A 19,417-nucleotide genomic window follows, 5' to 3' on the forward strand; every position below is an offset into this window, starting at 1 on the left:
ATTGTCAAATGAGAAAAAGAATTACTGCGCACCAAAGGTGCAGAGTGCGAACTGCGACACGTTGTCTCACTTCAGTCCGCGTTGCGTTCCAGCCTGGCGACTAATTATTTCCAGACGTCATCCGTTCTCATTGGTGAATGGCACCGGGCAGCAGCCCCGGTCACAACCGCATTGCCAATGCCTTGCGCGGTCGGCGAAGACCGCGTCCCGCGCGCCCTCGATCAGGGTGCGACGCCAGAAAACCGATTCCATTTGCAAGCCGAAATCAGGCAGGAAACCTCATGACCGACGCGTTCGAACTCCCCAGCACAATGGTCCAAGCCCTTCAGCGCCGCGCGGCCCTGACGCCGGATCGGGTGGCCCTGCGTTTTCTTGCCGAGACCCCGGACCAGGCTGTGGTGCTCAGTTATCGCGAGCTGGATCAGCGGGCGCGGACGATTGCCGGCGCCTTGCAGGCCCAAGCGGATTTTGGCGACCGCGCCGTGTTGTTGTTCCCCAGCGGCCCGGATTACGTCGCGGCGTTCTTCGGTTGCCTGTACGCCGGGGTGATCGCGGTCCCGGCCTACCCGCCGGAATCGACGCGCCGTCATCACCAGGAACGCCTGCTGTCGATCATCAGCGATGCCCAACCGCGCCTGCTGCTGACCAGCGCCGGGCTGCGCGATGCATTGCAGCAAATCGAAGGGGCGCCGCCGTTGCTGTGTGTCGACACCCTCGACGGTGCACTCGCCGAACGCTGGGTCGCGGCGGATTTGCAGGACGATCACATCGCTTTCCTGCAATACACTTCCGGCTCCACCGCACTGCCCAAGGGCGTGCAGGTCAGCCACGGCAATCTGGTGGCCAACGAATTGCTGATTCGTCACGGCTTCGGCATCGACCTCAACCCCGACGACGTGATCGTCAGCTGGCTGCCGCTGTACCACGACATGGGCCTGATCGGCGGCTTGCTGCAGCCGATTTTCAGCGGCGTGCCTTGCGTGTTGATGTCGCCGGCGTACTTCCTCGGCCGGCCGTTGCGCTGGCTGGAAGCGATCAGCGAATACGGCGGCACCATCAGCGGCGGGCCGGATTTTGCTTATCGCCTGTGCAGCGAGCGGGTCAGCGAATCGGCTCTGGAACGGCTGGACCTGAGTGGCTGGCGCGTGGCGTATTCCGGTTCCGAACCGATTCGCCTCGACACCCTGGAACGCTTCGCCGAAAAGTTCGCGACTTGCGGTTTCACTGCGGACAGCTTCATGGCCTCTTACGGTCTGGCCGAAGCCACCTTGTTTGTGGCCGGCACAGCACGCGGCGAAGGCATCGTCAACCTGCGGGTGGACGATCAGGCCCTGGCGCAGAACCGGGTGGAAGCGGGCGAGGGCAGTCCGATCATGAGTTGTGGCATCAGCCAGCCGGCTCACGCCGTGCTGATCGTCGACCCGGTTTCGCTCAGCGAACAGGCCGACAACGCCGTCGGCGAAGTCTGGGCCAGCGGGCCGAGCATCGCCCTCGGTTATTGGCGCAACCCCGAGGCGTCAGCCAAAACGTTCGTCCGGCACGCCGGCCAGACCTGGCTGCGAACCGGTGACCTGGGTTTCCTGCGCAACGGCGAGCTGTTCATCACCGGCCGCCTGAAGGACATGCTGATCGTGCGCGGGCACAACCTGTACCCGCAGGACATCGAACAGACCGTAGAGCGCGAAGTGGAAGTGGTACGCAAGGGCCGCGTTGCCGCCTTTGCCGTCACGGTCGATGGTCAGGAGGGCATCGGCATCGCCGCCGAAATCAGCCGCAGCGTGCAGAAAATCCTGCCGCCCGAGGCGCTGATCAAGGCCATTCGCCAGGCCGTCGCCGAGGCGTATCAGGAAGCACCGAGCGTGGTGGTGCTGCTCAATCCGGGTGCGCTGCCCAAAACGTCCAGCGGCAAACTGCAGCGCTCGGCGTGCCGCAGTCGACTGGCGGACGGCAGCCTCGACAGCTACGCGGTGTTCCCGTCGGCCAGCACCGCAAGTGCAAGCCAAGTCGAGTCGGGCTCTGAGCTGCAAAACCTGATCGGCCGTATCTGGTGCGAGCAATTGCAGGTCGGGCAGGTGGGCGCCGACGATCATTTCTTCCTGCTCGGCGGCAACTCCATTGCAGCGACGCAAGTGGTGGCGCGCCTGCGTGAAGCGCTGGGACTGGAGTTGAACCTGCGCCTGCTGTTCGAAGCCCCGACCCTCGGCGCATTCGCCGATGTCGTGGCCCGTTCGCAACAGGACGGTGGCCTGGCCCAGGGCGCGATCACGGCGCTGTCGCGCCAGCAACCGATGCCGCAATCGCTGGCACAAAACCGTTTGTGGATCACCTGGCAACTCGACCCCCACAGCAGCGCCTACAACATTCCGGGTGCCTTGCGCTTGCGTGGTGAGCTGGATGAGGACGCATTGCGCGCCAGTTTCCAGCAGTTGATCGAGCGCCACGAATCCTTGCGCACGCGCTTCTTCGAGCGTGATGGCGTGGCGTTGCAACAGGTCGTTGCGGGTGCTGAGTTCAACCTGCAAGTGATCGACATTAGCGACTTGCCGGCGGCCGAGCGTGAAGCCCGCGCACTGCAAATCCGTGAGGACGAGGCACGTACCCAGTTCGATCTGGAACAAGGCCCGCTGCTGTGGGTGACGCTGGTTCGCCTCGACGACGAAGACCATCAGCTGTTGGTGACGATGCACCACATCATCGCTGACGGCTGGTCGCTGAATGTGCTGATCGACGAGTTCTCGCGCCTGTATGCGGCGGCCTCTCAAGGCCAGCAAGCGCTGCTGGCGCCATTGCCGACGCAGTACGCCGATTACGCCAGCTGGCAGCGCCAATGGCTGGCGCAAGGGGAGGGCGAGCGGCAACTGGCCTACTGGAAAGCCCGTTTGGGCGATGAGCATCCGACCCTGAGCCTGGCCACCGATCATCCACGCTGCGCACAACAACTGCACAGCGCTTCCCGCCATACCGTGCGTCTGGGTGCGACCCTCAGTGATGCGATTCGCCAGACCGCCCAGGCCCACGAATCGACCTCCTTCATGCTGCTGCTCGCCGCGTTCCAGGCCTTGCTGCATCGCTACAGCGGTCAGCGTGACATCCGCATCGGCGTACCGAACGCCAACCGTCCGCGCCTGGAAACCCAGGGCCTGATCGGCTTTTTCATCAACACCCAGGTGCTGCGCGCCGAGGTGGATTCACGGCTGCCGTTCACTGAACTGCTTGGGCAAACCCGTCAGGCAGCGCTGGGTGCGCAAGCGCATCAGGACTTGCCGTTCGAGCAGTTGCTTGAAGCTTTTCCGCAGGCCCGTGAACAGGGTTTGTTCCAGGTCATGTTCAACCACCAGCAGCGCGACCTCAGTGCCTTGAAACGCCTGCCGGGGTTGCTGGCCGAAGAGCTGCCGTGGCACAGCCGGCAAGCCAAGTTCGACCTGCAATTGCACAGTGAAGAAGATCGCAACGGGCGCTTGAGCCTGTCCTTCGACTATGCCAGCGAGTTGTTCGATGCGGCGACCATCGAGCGCCTGTCGGAGCATTACGCCAACCTGTTGCGTGAAGTCTGCGAGCGTCCGCAAACGGCCCTCGGCGATCTGCAACTGCTCACTGAGCCTGAGCACAACCAGCAAGCGAACTGGTCCGTTGCACCCTGTACACCGGCCAGTCAATGGCTGCCGGAACTGCTGGACGAACAAGCCCGGCGGACCCCGCAGCGCACGGCGTTGCTGTGGGACGGCGGTCAGTTGGACTTCGCTGGACTGCACGCTCAGGCCAACCGTCTGGCCCACTACCTGCGCGACAAGGGCGTCGGCCCGGACGTCTGCGTGGCCATTGCCTGCGAGCGTTCGCCGCAACTGCTGATTGGCCTGTTGGCGATCATCAAGGTCGGTGGTGCTTATGTACCGCTGGATCCGGACTACCCGGCCGAGCGCCTGTCCTACATGCTCAGCGACAGCGGTGTCGAATTGCTGCTGACGCAAACCGGGTTGCTCGATCGCTTGCCGGCCAGCCAGGGCGTCAGCGTGATCGCCATGGACACCTTGCACCTGGACAACTGGCCAAGCCAGGCGCCGGGCCTGCATCTGCAGGGCGACAACCTCGCCTATGTGATTTACACCTCGGGATCGACCGGTCAACCAAAAGGCGTCGGCAACACCCACGCGGCGCTGGCCGAGCGCTTGCAATGGATGCAGCAAACCTATCAGTTGAACGAAACCGACGTGCTGATGCAAAAGGCGCCGATCAGTTTTGACGTGTCGGTGTGGGAGTGCTTCTGGCCGCTGATCACCGGCAGTCGCCTGTTGCTTGCCGGCCCCGGCGAACACCGTGATCCCCATCGCATCGCGCAGCTTGTGCAAGCGTACGGCGTGACCACGCTGCACTTCGTACCGCCGCTGCTTTCGTTGTTCATCGACGAACCGCTCAGCGCGCAATGCACCAGCCTGCGCCGCGTATTCTCCGGCGGCGAAGCCTTGCCAGCGGAGCTGCGCAACCGCGTGCTGGCGCAACTGCCGGCCGTACAGTTGCACAACCGTTACGGCCCGACCGAAACGGCAATCAACGTCACCCATTGGCAGTGCTCCAGCGCCGATGGCGAACGCTCGCCGATTGGCCGGCCACTGGGCAATGTGATCTGCCGCGTGCTCGACAGCGAGCTCAATCCGGTTCCGGCCGGTGTACCGGGTGAGTTGTGCATCAGTGGCAGCGGCCTGGCGCGTGGCTATCTGGGCCGTCCGGGCCTGACGGCCGAACGCTTTGTCGTCGATCCATTGGGCGAGCACGGCGCGCGTCTGTACCGCACCGGTGATCGTGCACGCTGGGCTGGCGATGGTGTGATCGAGTATCTCGGTCGCCTCGATCAGCAGGTCAAGCTACGCGGCTTCCGCGTCGAGCCGCAAGAAATCGAAGCCCGTCTGCTGGCGCAGGAGGGGGTCGCCCAAGCGGTGGTGCTGGTGCGCGAAACGGCGGCGGGTGGACAACTGGTTGGTTACTTCACCACCACCGATACATCTGAATCCATCGATGCGCAAACGACTCGCCTTAAAGCGGCGCTGACGGCGCAGCTGCCGGAATACATGGTCCCGGCTCAGCTGATGCGGCTGGACCAAATGCCCCTCGGCCCGAGCGGCAAACTCGACCGTCGCGCCTTGCCGGAACCGCAGTGGCAGGTTCGCGAACACGTCGAGCCCGTGACCGAACTGGAGCAACAGATCGCCGGCATCTGGCGTGAAGTGCTGGGCCTGACGCCCGTCGGCCTGCGCGATGATTTCTTTGCCCTCGGCGGCCACTCGCTGCTGGCCACGCAAATCATCTCCCGCACCCGCCAGGCCTGTGACGTCGAGTTGCCGCTGCGGGCGCTGTTCGAACACAGCGAACTGGGTGCATTTGCCGAACAGGTCCGCTTGATCCAGGCCAGCGGCAGCACCAACAAACAGCCGCCGATTGAAACAATCGACCGTCGCCAGGCGGTGCCGCTGTCCTATTCCCAGCAGCGCATGTGGTTCCTCTGGCAGATGGAGCCGGACAGCCCGGCCTACAACGTCGGCGGCATGGCGCGGTTACGTGGCGTGCTGGATGTCGCGCGTTTCGAAGCAGCGCTGCAAGCCTTGATCATGCGCCACGAAACCCTGCGCACGACGTTCCCGAGTGTTGACGGCGTCGCTCGCCAACAGGTGCACATGGAGACCGGCGTGCGCATGGCGTGGAAGGATTTCACCGCGCTGGATGCCGAAGGCCGCGAGTGGCAGGTCCAGCAACTGGCCGACGACGAAGCGCACCAGCCGTTTGATCTGGAAACCGGACCGCTGCTACGTGCGTGCCTGGTCAAGACCGGCGAACAGGAACACTACTTCGTTCTGACCTTGCACCACATCGTCACCGAAGGTTGGGCGATGGACATCTTTGCCCGGGAACTCAGTGCGCTGTACGAAGCATTTGTCGACGACCGTGAGTCGCCGCTCGCGCCGTTGCCGGTGCAGTACCTGGATTACAGCGTGTGGCAACGGCAGTGGCTGGAGTCGGGCGAGCGTCAGCGTCAGCTCGATTACTGGACCACGCAACTGGGCCATGAGCATCCGCTGCTGGAGTTGCCGGCTGACCGTCCGCGCCCGCCGGTACAAAGCCATCAGGGTGAGCTGTATCGCTTTGACCTGAGCGACGAGCTCGCGGCACGGGTCCGTGCCTTCAATGCCCGGCACGGCCTGACCCTGTTCATGACCATGACCGCCGCACTGGCGACCCTGCTGTACCGCTATAGCGGCCAGACCGATCTGCGCATCGGCGCGCCCGTGGCCAACCGCATTCGTCCGGAAAGCGAGGGGCTGATCGGCGCATTCCTCAACACCCAGGTACTGCGCTGCCAGCTCGACGGGCAGATGTCTGTCGGCGAGCTGTTCGAGCAGGTGCGCCACACGGTAATCGAAGGCCAGTCCCATCAGGACCTGCCGTTCGATCATCTGGTGGAAGCCCTGCAACCGCCACGCAGTGCAGCCTACAACCCGTTGTTCCAGGTGATGTGCAACGTGCAGCGCTGGGAGTTCCAGCAAAGCCGCACCCTGGCCGGCATGACGGTCGAGTACCTGGCCAACGATGCCCGCGCGACCAAGTTCGACCTCAACCTGGAAGTCACCGACCTCGATCATCGACTGGGCTGCTGCCTGACCTACAGCACCGATCTGTTCGACGAACCGCGCATCGCCCGCATGGCCGGGCATTGGTGCAACCTGCTGGAGGCGCTGATTGCCGATCCGCAACAGCGCTTGAGCGAACTGCCGCTGCTGGCGTCCGGCGAGCAACAGCTACTGCTCGACAGCCTCGGTGTCGAGGCGGGCGAACATCGGCTGGATCAGTGCATCCATCACCTGTTCGCCGAGCAAGCCCTGGTGCGCCAGGACGCGCCGGCCCTGACCTTCGCCGGGCAGACCCTGAGCTACGCCGAACTCGATAGCCGCGCCAACCGCCTGGCCTGGATGCTGCGCGAGCGTGGTGTCGGCCCCCAGGTTCGTGTGGGGCTGGCACTTGAGCGCTCGCTGGAAATGGTGGTCGGCCTGTTGGCGATCCTCAAGGCAGGCGGTGCCTATGTGCCGCTGGATCCGGAATACCCGCTGGACCGCTTGCACTACATGATCGAAGACAGCGGCATCGGTTTGCTGCTCAGCGATGCGGCGATGTTCAAGGCCCTGGGCGAGTTGCCGGCGACCGTCGGCCGCTGGTGTCTTGAAGAAGACGCCGCTGCGCTGGCCCATTTCCCGGCCACCGAGCTGCCGCCGATCAGTCTGGCGCAGCATCACGCCTACCTGATCTACACCTCGGGCTCGACCGGCAAACCGAAAGGCGTGGTGGTGTCCCACGGTGAAATCGCCATGCATTGCCGCGCGGTGATCGAGCGTTTCGGCATGCGCCCCGACGACTGTGAGCTGCACTTTTATTCGATCAACTTCGACGCCGCCACCGAGCGTTTGCTGGTGCCGCTGCTCAGCGGCGCGCACGTGGTGTTGCGCGCGCAAGGGCAATGGGACGCGGAAGAAATCTGCGGCCTGATCCGTCGTCATCAGATCAACGTACTCGGTTTCACGCCGAGCTATGGCAGCCAGTTGGCGCAATGGCTGGCGACCCAGGACCTGACCCTGCCGGTGCGCATGATCATCACCGGCGGCGAGGCGCTGACCGGTGAGCACCTGGCGCGTATTCGTGCAGCGTTCACGCCGAGCCGGTTCTTCAACGCCTACGGCCCGACCGAGACCGTGGTCATGCCGCTGGCCAGCCTTGCGCCCGAAGTGCTGGAAGAGGGCGCCGGCAGCGTGCCGATCGGCAGTGTGATCGGCAACCGCGTGGCCTACATTCTCGACGCCGACCTGGCATTGGTGCCGCAAGGCGCGACGGGCGAGTTGTATGTCGGTGGCGCGGGTCTGGCCCAGGGTTATCACCAGCGCCCGGGCATGACGGCGGAGCGCTTTGTCGCCGATCCGTTTGCCGCCGATGGCGGGCGTATCTACCGCACCGGTGACCTGGTGCGCCAGGGTGCCGATGGCCTGGTGGAATACCTTGGACGCATCGACCATCAAGTGAAGATTCGCGGATTCCGCATCGAGCTCGGTGAAATCGAAACCCGCCTGCTGGACCATGATTCAGTCCGTGAGGCGGTCGTGCTGGCGCTTGACGCACCGAGCGGCAAGCAACTGGTCGGCTACCTGGTGACGGATGTCGCCGAACAGGACGAAGCGCAGCAATCGATGTTGCGCGAGGCCCTCAAGGCGCATCTGAAATCGCAACTGCCGGATTACATGGTGCCCACGCACCTGACCCTGCTGGCGAGCATGCCGTTGACCGGCAACGGTAAACTCGACCGCCGCGCGCTCCCGGCACCGGACCCGGAGCTGAATCGCCAACACTACGTGGCGCCGGGTAGCGAGCTTGAAGTCACGCTGGCGCAGATCTGGTGCGACGTGCTGAACGTCGAGCAGGTCGGTCTCAACGACAATTTCTTCGAACTGGGCGGCGACTCGATTCTGTCGATCCAGGTGGTCAGCCGGGCGCGGCAGCAGGGCATTCACTTCAGCCCTCGCGACCTGTTCCAGCACCAGACCGTGCAGACCCTCGCCGCCGTGGCCACCCGCAGCGAACAGGTCAAAGCCGAGCAGGGCTTGATCATGGGCGAGTCGCGCCTGACACCGATCCAGCACTGGTTCTTCGACACCGACATCGCGCAACGCCAACACTGGAACCAGGCGTTGTTGTTGCAACCGACGGTGGTGCTGGAATCTCATCGCCTGGAGCAAGCGTTGCTGGCGGTGATCGAACAGCACGACGCCTTGCGCCTGCGCTTTGGCAAGGATGCCGGCCAGTGGCAGGCCTTGCACCAGCCGATTTCCGACGCGCCGGTGTTGTGGCAAGTGCGTGTTTCGTCCATGGATAAATGCGCGGCCTTGTTCGCCGATGCCCAGCGCAGTCTCGACCTTGAACAGGGACCGTTGCTGCGCGTGTTGCTGGTCGATGGCCCTGAAGGCCAGCAACGCTTGTTCATCGCCATTCACCACTTGGTGGTGGACGGTGTGTCGTGGCGGGTGCTGCTCGATGACCTGCAAACCCTGTATCGCCAACTGGACGCGCAGCAGTCGATGAAACTGCCGGCGAAAACCAGCGCCTTCAAGGACTGGGCCGCACGCTTGCAAGCCTACGCCGGCAGCGAGTCCCTGCGCGAAGAGCTGGGCTGGTGGCAGGCGCAACTGGCCGGGCCAAGTGCCGATTTGCCCTGCGATCACCCTGAAGGCGGACGGCAAAACCGTCATGCGCAAACCGTCAGCGTGCGTCTCGACAGCGAGCGTACGCGGCAGTTGCTGCAACAGGCGCCAAGTGCCTATCGCACCCAGGTCAACGACTTGCTGTTGACCGCTTTGGCCCGTGTGCTGTGCCGCTGGAGCGGTCAGCCATCGGCGCTGATCCAGCTGGAAGGCCACGGCCGCGAAGCGCTGTTCGACGACATCGACCTGACCCGCACGGTGGGCTGGTTCACCAGTGCCTATCCGTTGCGCCTGACGCCGTCGAACATCGAAGAAGCCGCCGGGCAGGGGGTCTCGATCAAGGCGATCAAGGAACAGCTGCGTGCCGTGCCGCACAAGGGCCTGGGTTATGGCGTGCTGCGTTACCTCGCCGATGAGCCGATTCGCCGCAGCATGGCGGCGTTGCCGCAGGCACCGATTACCTTCAACTACCTCGGCCAGTTCGACCAGAGCTTCGGCGCGGACGCGCTGTTCCATCCACTGGATGAAGCCGTCGGCGCGGCCCACGATGCCGATGCACCGTTGCCCAACGAGCTGAGCGTCGACAGTCAGGTGTATGGCGGTGAACTGGTATTGCGCTGGACGTTCAGCGCCGAACGCTTCGATCCGTCCACCATTGGTGAGTTGGCCGATGCCTACCTCGGTGAGCTGAGCAGTCTGATCAAGCATTGCCTGCGCGACGACGCCGGCGGCCTGACGCCGTCGGACTTCCCGCTGGCGCAGCTCAATCAGACGCAACTGGATGCGTTGCCGGTGCCGGCCGCCGTTATCGAAGACGTCTACCCGCTGACCCCGATGCAGGAAGGCATGCTGTTGCACACCTTGCTGGAGCCAGGCACCGGCCTGTACTACATGCAGGACCGCTACCGCATCAACAGCGAACTGGATCCGCAGCGTTTCGCCCAGGCCTGGCAAGCCGTCGTCGCCCGCCACGAAGCGTTGCGCGCGTCGTTCTGCTGGAACGTCGGCGAGGACATGCTGCAGGTGATCCACAAACCGGGCAGCACACCGATCGAGTACCTCGACTGGCGTGATATCGCCCAAGCCGAGCAAGAGCCGAAGCTGCAAGCCTTGCTCAAGACCGAACGCGAGGCCGGGTTCGACCTGCTCAACCAGGCGCCGTTCCACTTGCGTCTGATCCGGGTCGGCGCGGCGCGCTACTGGTTCATGATGAGCAACCACCACATCCTCATCGATGCCTGGTGTCGGTCGCTGCTGATGAACGATTTCTTCGAGATCTACAGCGCCCTGGGCGAAGGCCGGGAAGCGCAGCTTCGGCCTGTGTCGCGTTATCGCGACTACATTGGCTGGCTGCAACGCCAGAGCCTGGACGAAGCGCGGCAATGGTGGAAAACCAACCTGCAGGGGTTTGAGCGGACCACGCCGATCCCGAGCGACCGGCCGTTCCTGCGTGAATATGCCGGCGACAGTGGCGGCATGATCGTCGGCGACCGCTACACCCGGCTCGATGCCCGGGACGGTGCGCAATTGCGCGAACTGGCCCAGGCCCATCAGTTGACCATCAACACCTTCGCCCAGGCGGCGTGGGCGCTGGTGCTGCGACGCTTGAGCGGTGATCGCGACGTGCTGTTCGGCGTCACCGTGGCCGGGCGTCCGGTGGAGATGCCGCAGATGCAGCGCACCGTCGGCCTGTTCATCAACAGCATCGCGCTGCGGGTGAAGATGCCCGAGGACGGCCAGCGATGCAGCGTGCGCCAGTGGCTCAGCGGACTGCTCGACAGCAACATGCAACTGCGTGAATACGAATACCTGCCGCTGGTGAACATCCAGGAACAAAGCGAGTTGCCCAAGGGCCAGCCGCTGTTCGACAGCCTGTTCGTGTTCGAAAACGCCCCGGTGGAAGTCTCGGTGCTGGACCGTGCGCAGAGCCTCAACGCGACCTCGGATTCGGGCCGGACCCACACCAACTTCCCGCTGACGGCCGTGTGCTATCCGGGGGATGACCTGGGCTTGCACCTGTCCTACGACCAGCGCTACTTCGATGAAGCCACGGTCGAGCGCATGCTCGGCGAGTTCAAGCGTTTGCTGCTGGCGCTGGTGGAAGGTTTCCATGGCGACATGGCCGACTTGCCGTTGCTGGGGGTCGAGGAGCAGGACTTCCTCCTCCATGGCTGCAACCAGAGCGAACACGAATATCCGCTGCAGCAGAGCTACGTTTCATTGTTTGAAACGCAGGTCGCCCGCCACCCTCAGCGGATTGCCGCCAGCTGTCTTGACCGGCAGTACAGTTATCTGGAGCTGAACCAGCGCAGTAACCGTCTCGGTCATGCATTGATCGCCGCCGGTGTCGGGCGCGATCAACCGGTGGCATTGCTGGCCGAACGCAGCCTCGATCTGCTCGGCATGATCATCGGCAGCTTCAAGGCCGGCGCGGGTTACCTGCCGCTGGACCCGGGCCTGCCGAGCCAGCGTCTGAGCCGGATCATCGAACTGAGCCGAACGCCACTGCTGGTGTGCACGCAAGCGTGCCGTGAACAGGCGCAGGCCTTGCTTGACGAGTTCGGCTGCGCCAGCCGGCCACGGCTGCTGGTCTGGGAGGAGGTCCAGGCCCTTGCGCTGTCGGCGGACAATCCCGGCATCTACAGCAGTGCGGACAACCTGGCCTATGTGATCTACACCTCCGGTTCCACCGGTTTGCCCAAAGGCGTGATGGTCGAGCAGCGCGGCATGCTCAACAACCAGCTGAGCAAAGTGCCGTACCTGGACCTGAGCGACGCCGACGTGATCGCCCAGACCGCCTCGCAAAGCTTCGACATTTCCGTGTGGCAGTTCCTCGCCGCACCACTGTTCGGCGCACGGGTGGACATCGTGCCGAACGCCATCGCCCACGATCCGCAGGGTTTGCTGGCGCATGTTGCGGCCCAGGGCATCACCGTGCTGGAAAGCGTGCCATCGCTGATCCAGGGCATGCTCGCCCAGGAGCGCATGAGCCTCGACGGCCTGCGCTGGATGCTGCCGACCGGTGAGGCAATGCCGCCGGAACTGGCGCATCAATGGTTGCTGCGTTATCCGCAGATCGGCCTGGTGAATGCCTACGGTCCGGCGGAGTGCTCGGACGACGTGGCGTTTTTCCGTGTCGACCTGGCCTCGACTCGCGGCAGCTATTTGCCGATCGGTACGCCGACCGACAATAACCTGTTGTATGTGCTCGATGGCGCACTGGAACTGGTGCCGCTGGGTGCCGTGGGTGAACTGTGTGTCGCCGGCACCGGGGTCGGGCGCGGTTATGTCAGCGACCCGCTGCGCACGGCTCCGGTGTTTGTGCCGAACCCGTTCGGCGCGCCCGGCGAGCGCCTGTATCGCACCGGCGACCTGGCCCGCCGTCGCAGTGACGGCGTGCTGGAATACGTCGGTCGCATCGACCATCAGGTGAAGATTCGCGGCTACCGCATCGAGCTGGGTGAAATCGAGGCTCGCCTGCATGAACAACCGGAAGTCCGCGATGCGGCGGTGGGTGTGCAGGAAGGGGCTAACGGCAAGCATCTGGTGGGCTATCTGGTCGCGGCGCAGGTGGCGTCGAGTCCGGCCGAGGGATTGGAGCGGATCAAGCAACGCCTGCGCGCCGAATTGCCGGAATACATGGTGCCGCTGCACTGGCTGTGGCTGGACAAGCTGCCGCTGAACGCCAATGGCAAACTGGATCGCAAGGCCTTGCCGGCGCTGGAGATCGGCCAGATGCAGAGCCAGGATTACCAGACGCCGCGCAATGACCTGGAGCAGACCCTGGCGGACATTTGGGCCGAAGTGTTGAAGGTCGATCAGGTGGGCGTTCGCGACAACTTCTTCGAACTGGGCGGGCATTCGCTGCTGGCCACGCAGATCGCCTCACGGGTGCAGAAAATCCTGCAACGGGATGTGCCGTTGCGGGCGATGTTCGAGTGCAGCACGGTGGAGGAGTTGGCGACGTACATCGACGGATTGGCGGTAAGCGAGATCACCGAGGAGAAGGTGGATCGCTTGAATGACCTGATGGCGGAGCTGGAGGGGTTGTAAATCTCCAGCGGCTGTACCGGCCTCATCGCGGGCAAGCCCGCTCCCACAGGTTCGGTGGTGTACTCATGATGTATGAACACCTGAACCCCTGTGGGAGCAACTGTCTTCCCCATACCGCTCGTCACCGCCATTCGGTGCCGTCCCGCAACATGGCAGGATCCGCATGCAGGCGTTGGCGCAACTGTATCGTGTGATAGCAGAGGCTGGGCATATTTCCAATCTGGAAAATTCAGGGTTCGCCACCAGCTGCGTTGCTGGAGTTCCTGGCTGCGAGAGCCTGGTCAAACCTGTAGAAATCCCTGCAATGGAATATGCCACTGCGGGCGATGTTCGAGTTCAACCCGGTGGAGGAACTGGCTGGGGTCACCACGGGTTTGTGGCGAACCGGACTCTAGCGAGTCAATCCTGTGCACGTTGGCGCGTTACAAACTTTTCGACGCTAATCGGGTTATCTGCACAACCGTTGGATGAAGTTCTGTCTCTCCCTCCAAATGGATCAATCCCATTTCCAGTGCTTTGATCAGCGCCAGCCAGCGTGAGCTGACGCGGAATTTTCGACGAATATTGCAGAAGTGATAATTCACTCCCGCCTCAGAGCAATTGAGGATCCGTCCGATCTCCCAGGACGATTTGCCAATGGCACACCACTTCAGGATTTCCTGTTCTTTGGCAGAGAGAATCGGGGGGATATGAGGTGTATCCACATAGCTGTGGGGCTTGGCGCGCAGCGTACTGGTTTGGAACTGGATTGAGCTCGCAGTGTGCATGGCTGGTCTCCCGGGGTAGGGGCGCCTCAGATGGCGGTGAGTAACTCCAGGACTCCGTTATAGCGCGATTCAGCGTCGTTGGAACCTGTAAGAAATAACAGGTCGGTGGGCTGTATTCTCAGGATGGTTGCGAGTGTAAATGAATAGGGTGAATTTGCACTAACAGAGTTGATAGTATTTTTTTTGTACTTTTCATGTTGGACTGTATGCGTGCTTAGTCTTGTTTAAGTTAAGCGCTTGCGTTGTCTAATTTGTTGAGTGAGGTGAAATATGGATGGTCGTGATAATAATGTTGTCAGTGATGGGCAGATTCCGTTGTCTGTAGGCAGGGTGACGATTAATTCTGTTGAGCTAAGTTGGCCTTCGAGTAGTGAGTTTAATTTGTACTCGGTTGAGTCTGGAGGGGCGTCGGCTCATACGGGGACTGATAATAAGGTTGTCATTACTGGATTGAGTCCAAATACTAAATATTATTTCGCTGTTCGTGGGCGAAGAGCAAATGTGGGGTGGACTCCCGTTTATACAACGACTTTGGTTGAAACTGTGAGTGCGGAATTTCCCATTTGGGCTACTGAGCTTTCCAGGACTAGTGTTGTATTCAATTGGAGTAACAGTGGGTTTGGAGTTCATACGCAGGTGGATGATGGTCCTATTCGTTATTTTTCTCCTGGAACAACTAGGCAGTCGGTTAGTAATCTGCGGCCAGGGCAGTTAGTTAGGTTTAAGGCCAGGCTCGAAGGTTCAGATCTATGGAATGAATTCGTTGTGCGCACCTTAAGGAATAAGCCAACCCCACCTACGTTTTTTGAGGCGTTTGATAAAGGTCCCAACCAGGTTTCTTTATTTTGGAATGATGGTACGGTTGACGGTGGTGCACTTAAGTACAAATTAACCCGTGATGGCGAATCTGTTGAGAGGCCTGTGCGCCCCTATACGGATACAAGTCCAATGCAAGGGCGGGATCATGTATACTGTCTTTATACCGTTGATGATCAATTCCATGAATCGGACCCGATCTGTATTACGGTGAAATTCGAAGACTTTACCGCACCCACAGCCCCTTCGGATTTGCGTACCAGCAACCTTGGTCTGATATTGAGTTGGGCTGCGTCATATGACAGTTCCGGACCCGTTGACTATATAGTCGATCGGGGGGTCGGCCATGAATTGGGGAGGACAAAGGAAACAGAGTTTGCTGTTACCGGCCTGGAATTGGGGGAACGGTATGAGTTTGGCGTGACGGCTATAGATAAGGCTGGTCATCTTTCGGAACGAGCCATTATCCATTATCCCGCACTCGGTGTTCCTGTGAAGGGCAAACCGTAACGCTCCGATGTTGGTGGCTCAATGCGTTTAACCAAATCCCGATGCCTGTGCATCGGGATTTTTTTGTGGGGGCGCCAGGCATGGCGCGCAAGCGCAACCAGTTTGGCTGTGGTGGCCTCGCTGGTGACTTGGAGGTGAAAGTCCTCTACACAACCGGCAAGGGGAAGTGTTAACCAGAGGAAAGGGTGTCCTGCTCGTTTGCCACTGTGCTAGCGAGCGTCGAGAGCGCCGGGATGAACGAGCAGAAGTCAGTCGAAGCCGTTGTAGTCACTGAAACTGGGGTGATGAAGGGGCGAACAGGTTATGCCGTCAGTAGGCGTTAGAGTCTCGTCGAATGTCGAAAAGCAGAAATCTCTCCACAAGAGGGCTGCCACCCCAAGTCACGGACGGAATCCGGTGTTTTCGGTTGGTGGTGCGAAGACATCGGCGGCGTCAGTGACGTGGACGAACGCGGAGCCGGACACGCTGATGGAGCGGGTACTTGCCAGAAACAAGGGCGCACCGGTTGATTTACACATAAAAGATCTCTTTCAGCCCCGGTACATCCCCGGGATCTACCGCCCTGTCTCCTCGCTGAACGCTTCCCGACATCCCTGAAGAGCTTCAAAACACTCTCCGACAACACTTGCGCAACGGGCCAGCGGCACTCGGGCCTCTTTCATTATTCGCACGCGAAGGTTTTTCAAGTGCAGGGATTTATCCTACAGGATGTTCGGACAGATCTTGCATACCGATCCTACGGAAAACGAGAAGATGCGCGCCGTTGAAACCCAACACCATATTTACTGGTGTTGATCAATAACCCGGTGCCTGACTTTTGTCGCTTGGCCGAAGCACGCACTATTAATCAGATGCTTAAAGGTAATTCCAATGTTCAAGAAAATTGCAATTTCTGCCCCGGTGCTTGCTTTGGCTTTTGTTTCCTCGGCTGCCATGGCTGTTCCACAAACTCACACCATTGAAGTCTACGCTGATATTCCGAGCAGCGACTTCTATGTGCAGCCATCCAATCTCGATACTGTACAAAAGCCTCAGCAATTGGCCTGGGATATTGACACTTCCACGCTGAAAGGCATCAGCCGTAACTTCAAGGTGAAAAGCAACGTTTCCATTGGCACAGCTCCTGCCATCAAGGCAACTCTGATGGACCCGGCGTTCATCACCTCTGGCGAAGATGATATTCAGTTGACCGTCAAGTTTAATGACGTTGATTTGACTGATGGCAGCGAAAAAGAAGTTTTCGCTGCTGATGCTGCGAAAGTTGAAGTCATCGCCCCCCTGAGCATTGAGCCAATCCCACCTACAGTCGGCGATTATAAGGAAGGTAACTACACCGGATTCGTTCGTGTGATGTTCGACGCGCCTTGATGATTGTTGGATAAGTTCCAGCTAACAGTAAGTCCTTTATGTGGCCGGCGCAACCGGCCGCATTCTTTCTTGCACGTGCAAGCGCTAACTTGAGATATTGATCAATGTTTCCGATGACTCCTATCGCAGGAGCGCTTGCGCTTATTTTTTGCGCAGGCGCGCTTGCCAGTGAAAGCCAGCCTGCGAACAGGTCCATAAGTTTGCTCCAGCAGGCTGAAGGTTTGCCTGCAGAGTTTCATGAATTCTTTTTTGATGTTCCATTGGCTGTTCGAGTTGAAGTCGACCGACAGTTCCTGGGCGAAGCCATGATCTTGTTGACCCGCGATGAGCGAGTGACGCTGATCAACTTTACGGATACACGCAACAGTGACCTTACTTCGAGCGAGCGTGATGAGTGGGCCGCTTTCCTGACGCAGGGTGTGGCCTTGGGTGCCTGTAAAAGTGGCTGTCCTCGGCAATTGCAGTCGGTTTACTACAGTCTGGAAGACTCGATGGTGTCGTTGGTGACGGAGAACGCCGAGCGCGATCCGCAAACCCGACAGTTTCATGATCAGCCTGAAGGCGGCAGCCACGGTATGATTGTGCGCAATCAACTGAACATCAGCGGCGGTCAGCAGCAGAGTATCGCCGGCCGTTATGGCCTGGAGGCAACTGCGAGCCTGGGCAACTGGACGAACACGTTCAATGCTCAACTGTCGCGCATGTCAGGAACCGATACGGGCATCAAGCATGCTGTCCATGAGTTGCATACCCAGCGGGAACTGGAGGGCAACTTCATTCGTGCCGGGTATTTCACGCCCAGTGCCCAAGGTCTGACTCGGTCTGTGCGCACCATCGGGCAAGGTCCCGACACGGTAATGGGCCTGATGTACGGCAGTTCCGACAGTCTGGCAATCGACAACGCCAACCCCAGTCTCTATCCCATTACGGTGACCGCCAACCGCCAGGCGATGGTGGAAATCTATCGCAACGGTGTGCTGATCAACAGTCAGCAGGTGGCAAGCGGTCTGCAGGCGCTCGATACACGTCCGCTGCCCGGCGGGATCTACGAAGTGGAAGTACGGGTGGTCGAAGATGGTCAAGTGATTACCACCACTTCGGCGCTTATTTACAAGCCCACTAACTGGCGCAACCCGGAAAATCGCTGGCGCTACAACCTGTTCGCCGGTCGCGAGAGCAAACTGCTCAGCAATTGGCAGGAGCGCGATGACGGTGAACTGACGGCAGGCGCGGCCTTTAACTTCTTGCTGCATCCGCGAGTTGTCCTGGGGCTTTCCGCCCGTCAGGTCAAGGAGCAGATGCAATTGGGCACCTCTGCCGACTGGACGGTGGGCGAGAAAACGTCCCTTTACACCAGCCTTTCCCAGACCAAGGGCGAAGGCACGGGGATGGAGGTGCAAGGTGTGCATCGCTACAACGGCGGCAGTCTGGTGTTGCGCCATCAGCGCAGCTGGCTGGACACCCGTAATACTTACGAAGTGCTGCCGGACGGGACACACATCCGTCAACGCAACACCTACAACGGACAAACCAGCAATACATCGCTATCGGTGAGTCAGCGCTTGAACAGCAAGAGCTCGGTCAGCGCGCAAGTCTCCCAAAGTCAGGGTTATTCCGAAGGCGTGGGCATCGACCTGAGCTGGACCCGCAACGCACAGTTGTTCGGCAACCGCGCCGACTGGCGCGTGGCGGTGTTCGATCGACCAGGCACGGTTGGCACTGCCGACCAGCGAAACCGCGGGATCGATATCAGCCTGCGCATGGCACTGGGTTCCGACGGTCACCAGGTGAGCGGTAGTGTTGGTCAACGTACATCGCGTGACGGTGGACGCGATCCCAACGCGTCCGTCACCTATCGTCGCGACCTCGAGGATCACGTCCTGCAAAGTGTTTCTGCAACCGTCAGCAAGGATGTGTACGGGACAGGTCAGGCGGGCACGGCTGATTTCAAGACTGACCAGGTCAGCGGTTCGATGCATGCGCAACGCTCTTCCTACAACGGTCAGATCAGCGGCGGTTTGAATCTGGACAGCACTTTGGCGGTCAGTGGCAAAAAACTCGTAATGAGTAGCCAGGCCTCGACCGGAGAGGCGGGAATGATCGTCGATGTCGAGAGCGATCTCGATGATATCGAGCTGCGGGCCGATGACTTCGCTGGTACCCACGCCACATTGCGGCCGGGGCGCAATTTCATTCCCGTTTCGGCGTACAAGAACGGCACGGTGAATTTTGATTTCAAGGGCACCGATGTGCCCGCGGCGGCAATCCAGCCTGCGCGCACCACCTATCACTTGAACAAGGGAGGGGTGGATTATCGTCAGGTGCGCATTCTGAAGACCGTGACCGTGATGGGGCGCCTGTTGGATGCCGGTGGAAAACCGTTGAAAGGCCATCACGTCATCAACCATGCCAGTCGTGGTGTCAGCGAAGTCGATGGATTCTTTTCCATGGAACTTAGCGAGAATTCTCCTACACTCGAAGTGCGGCACGACAGTCAGTTGTTATGCCAGTTCAGGCTCGATCCAGCCTCCCAGCGTCGAGAGAATGATGTGCTGATGGTAGGGGATCTGCGGTGTCATCCGGACACCTTGGCCGAAGCTGCTTATAAGTCTGAGAAGGCCAGTTGATGGGCACTTATACAAAAGCAGTCAGAACATGGCGTACACAGGACAGTCA

Annotated in this window: 5 protein-coding genes and 1 pseudogene; 5 read left to right on the plus strand and 1 reads right to left on the minus strand. The window is 60.7% G+C overall.

What is annotated here, in order from left to right:
- The first annotated feature begins 281 nt into the window (after window positions 1-281).
- Window positions 282-13,280 carry a non-ribosomal peptide synthetase gene (locus tag KSS91_RS08345; protein ID WP_217837577.1) on the plus strand — a complete coding sequence of 4,333 codons (12,999 nt, stop codon included), beginning with the start codon at window positions 282-284 and terminating at the stop codon, window positions 13,278-13,280.
- 422 nt (window positions 13,281-13,702) lie between these two features.
- Here KSS91_RS08345 and KSS91_RS28560 read toward each other — a convergent pair whose 3' ends face one another.
- Window positions 13,703-14,047: a LuxR family transcriptional regulator gene (locus KSS91_RS28560; RefSeq protein WP_217837578.1), complete on the minus strand. Its 345-nt coding sequence runs from the start codon at window positions 14,045-14,047 to the stop codon at window positions 13,703-13,705.
- A gap of 270 nt (window positions 14,048-14,317) precedes the next feature.
- On the opposite strand from KSS91_RS28560, the gene KSS91_RS08355 reads away from it, so the two are divergent.
- The 4 genes and pseudogenes from KSS91_RS08355 (at window position 14,318) to KSS91_RS08370 (ending at window position 19,368) form a co-directional block, all read left to right on the plus strand.
- On the plus strand, window positions 14,318-15,373 hold the full coding sequence (locus KSS91_RS08355) for a fibronectin type III domain-containing protein (protein ID WP_217837579.1): 1,056 nt from the start codon (window positions 14,318-14,320) through the stop codon (window positions 15,371-15,373).
- 303 nt (window positions 15,374-15,676) lie between these two features.
- Window positions 15,677-15,877: pseudogene (locus KSS91_RS28110) on the plus strand (group II intron reverse transcriptase/maturase); the annotation flags it as partial.
- A gap of 366 nt (window positions 15,878-16,243) precedes the next feature.
- Window positions 16,244-16,741 carry a CS1 type fimbrial major subunit gene (locus KSS91_RS08365; protein ID WP_217837581.1) on the plus strand — a complete coding sequence of 166 codons (498 nt, stop codon included), beginning with the start codon at window positions 16,244-16,246 and terminating at the stop codon, window positions 16,739-16,741.
- 104 nt (window positions 16,742-16,845) lie between these two features.
- Window positions 16,846-19,368: a TcfC E-set like domain-containing protein gene (locus KSS91_RS08370; RefSeq protein ID WP_217837582.1), complete on the plus strand. Its 2,523-nt coding sequence runs from the start codon at window positions 16,846-16,848 to the stop codon at window positions 19,366-19,368.
- Window positions 19,369-19,417 lie beyond the last annotated feature (49 nt).

Source organism: Pseudomonas azerbaijanorientalis (assembly GCF_019139795.1).
GTDB classification, from domain to species: Bacteria; Pseudomonadota; Gammaproteobacteria; order Pseudomonadales; family Pseudomonadaceae; genus Aquipseudomonas; species Aquipseudomonas laurylsulfatiphila.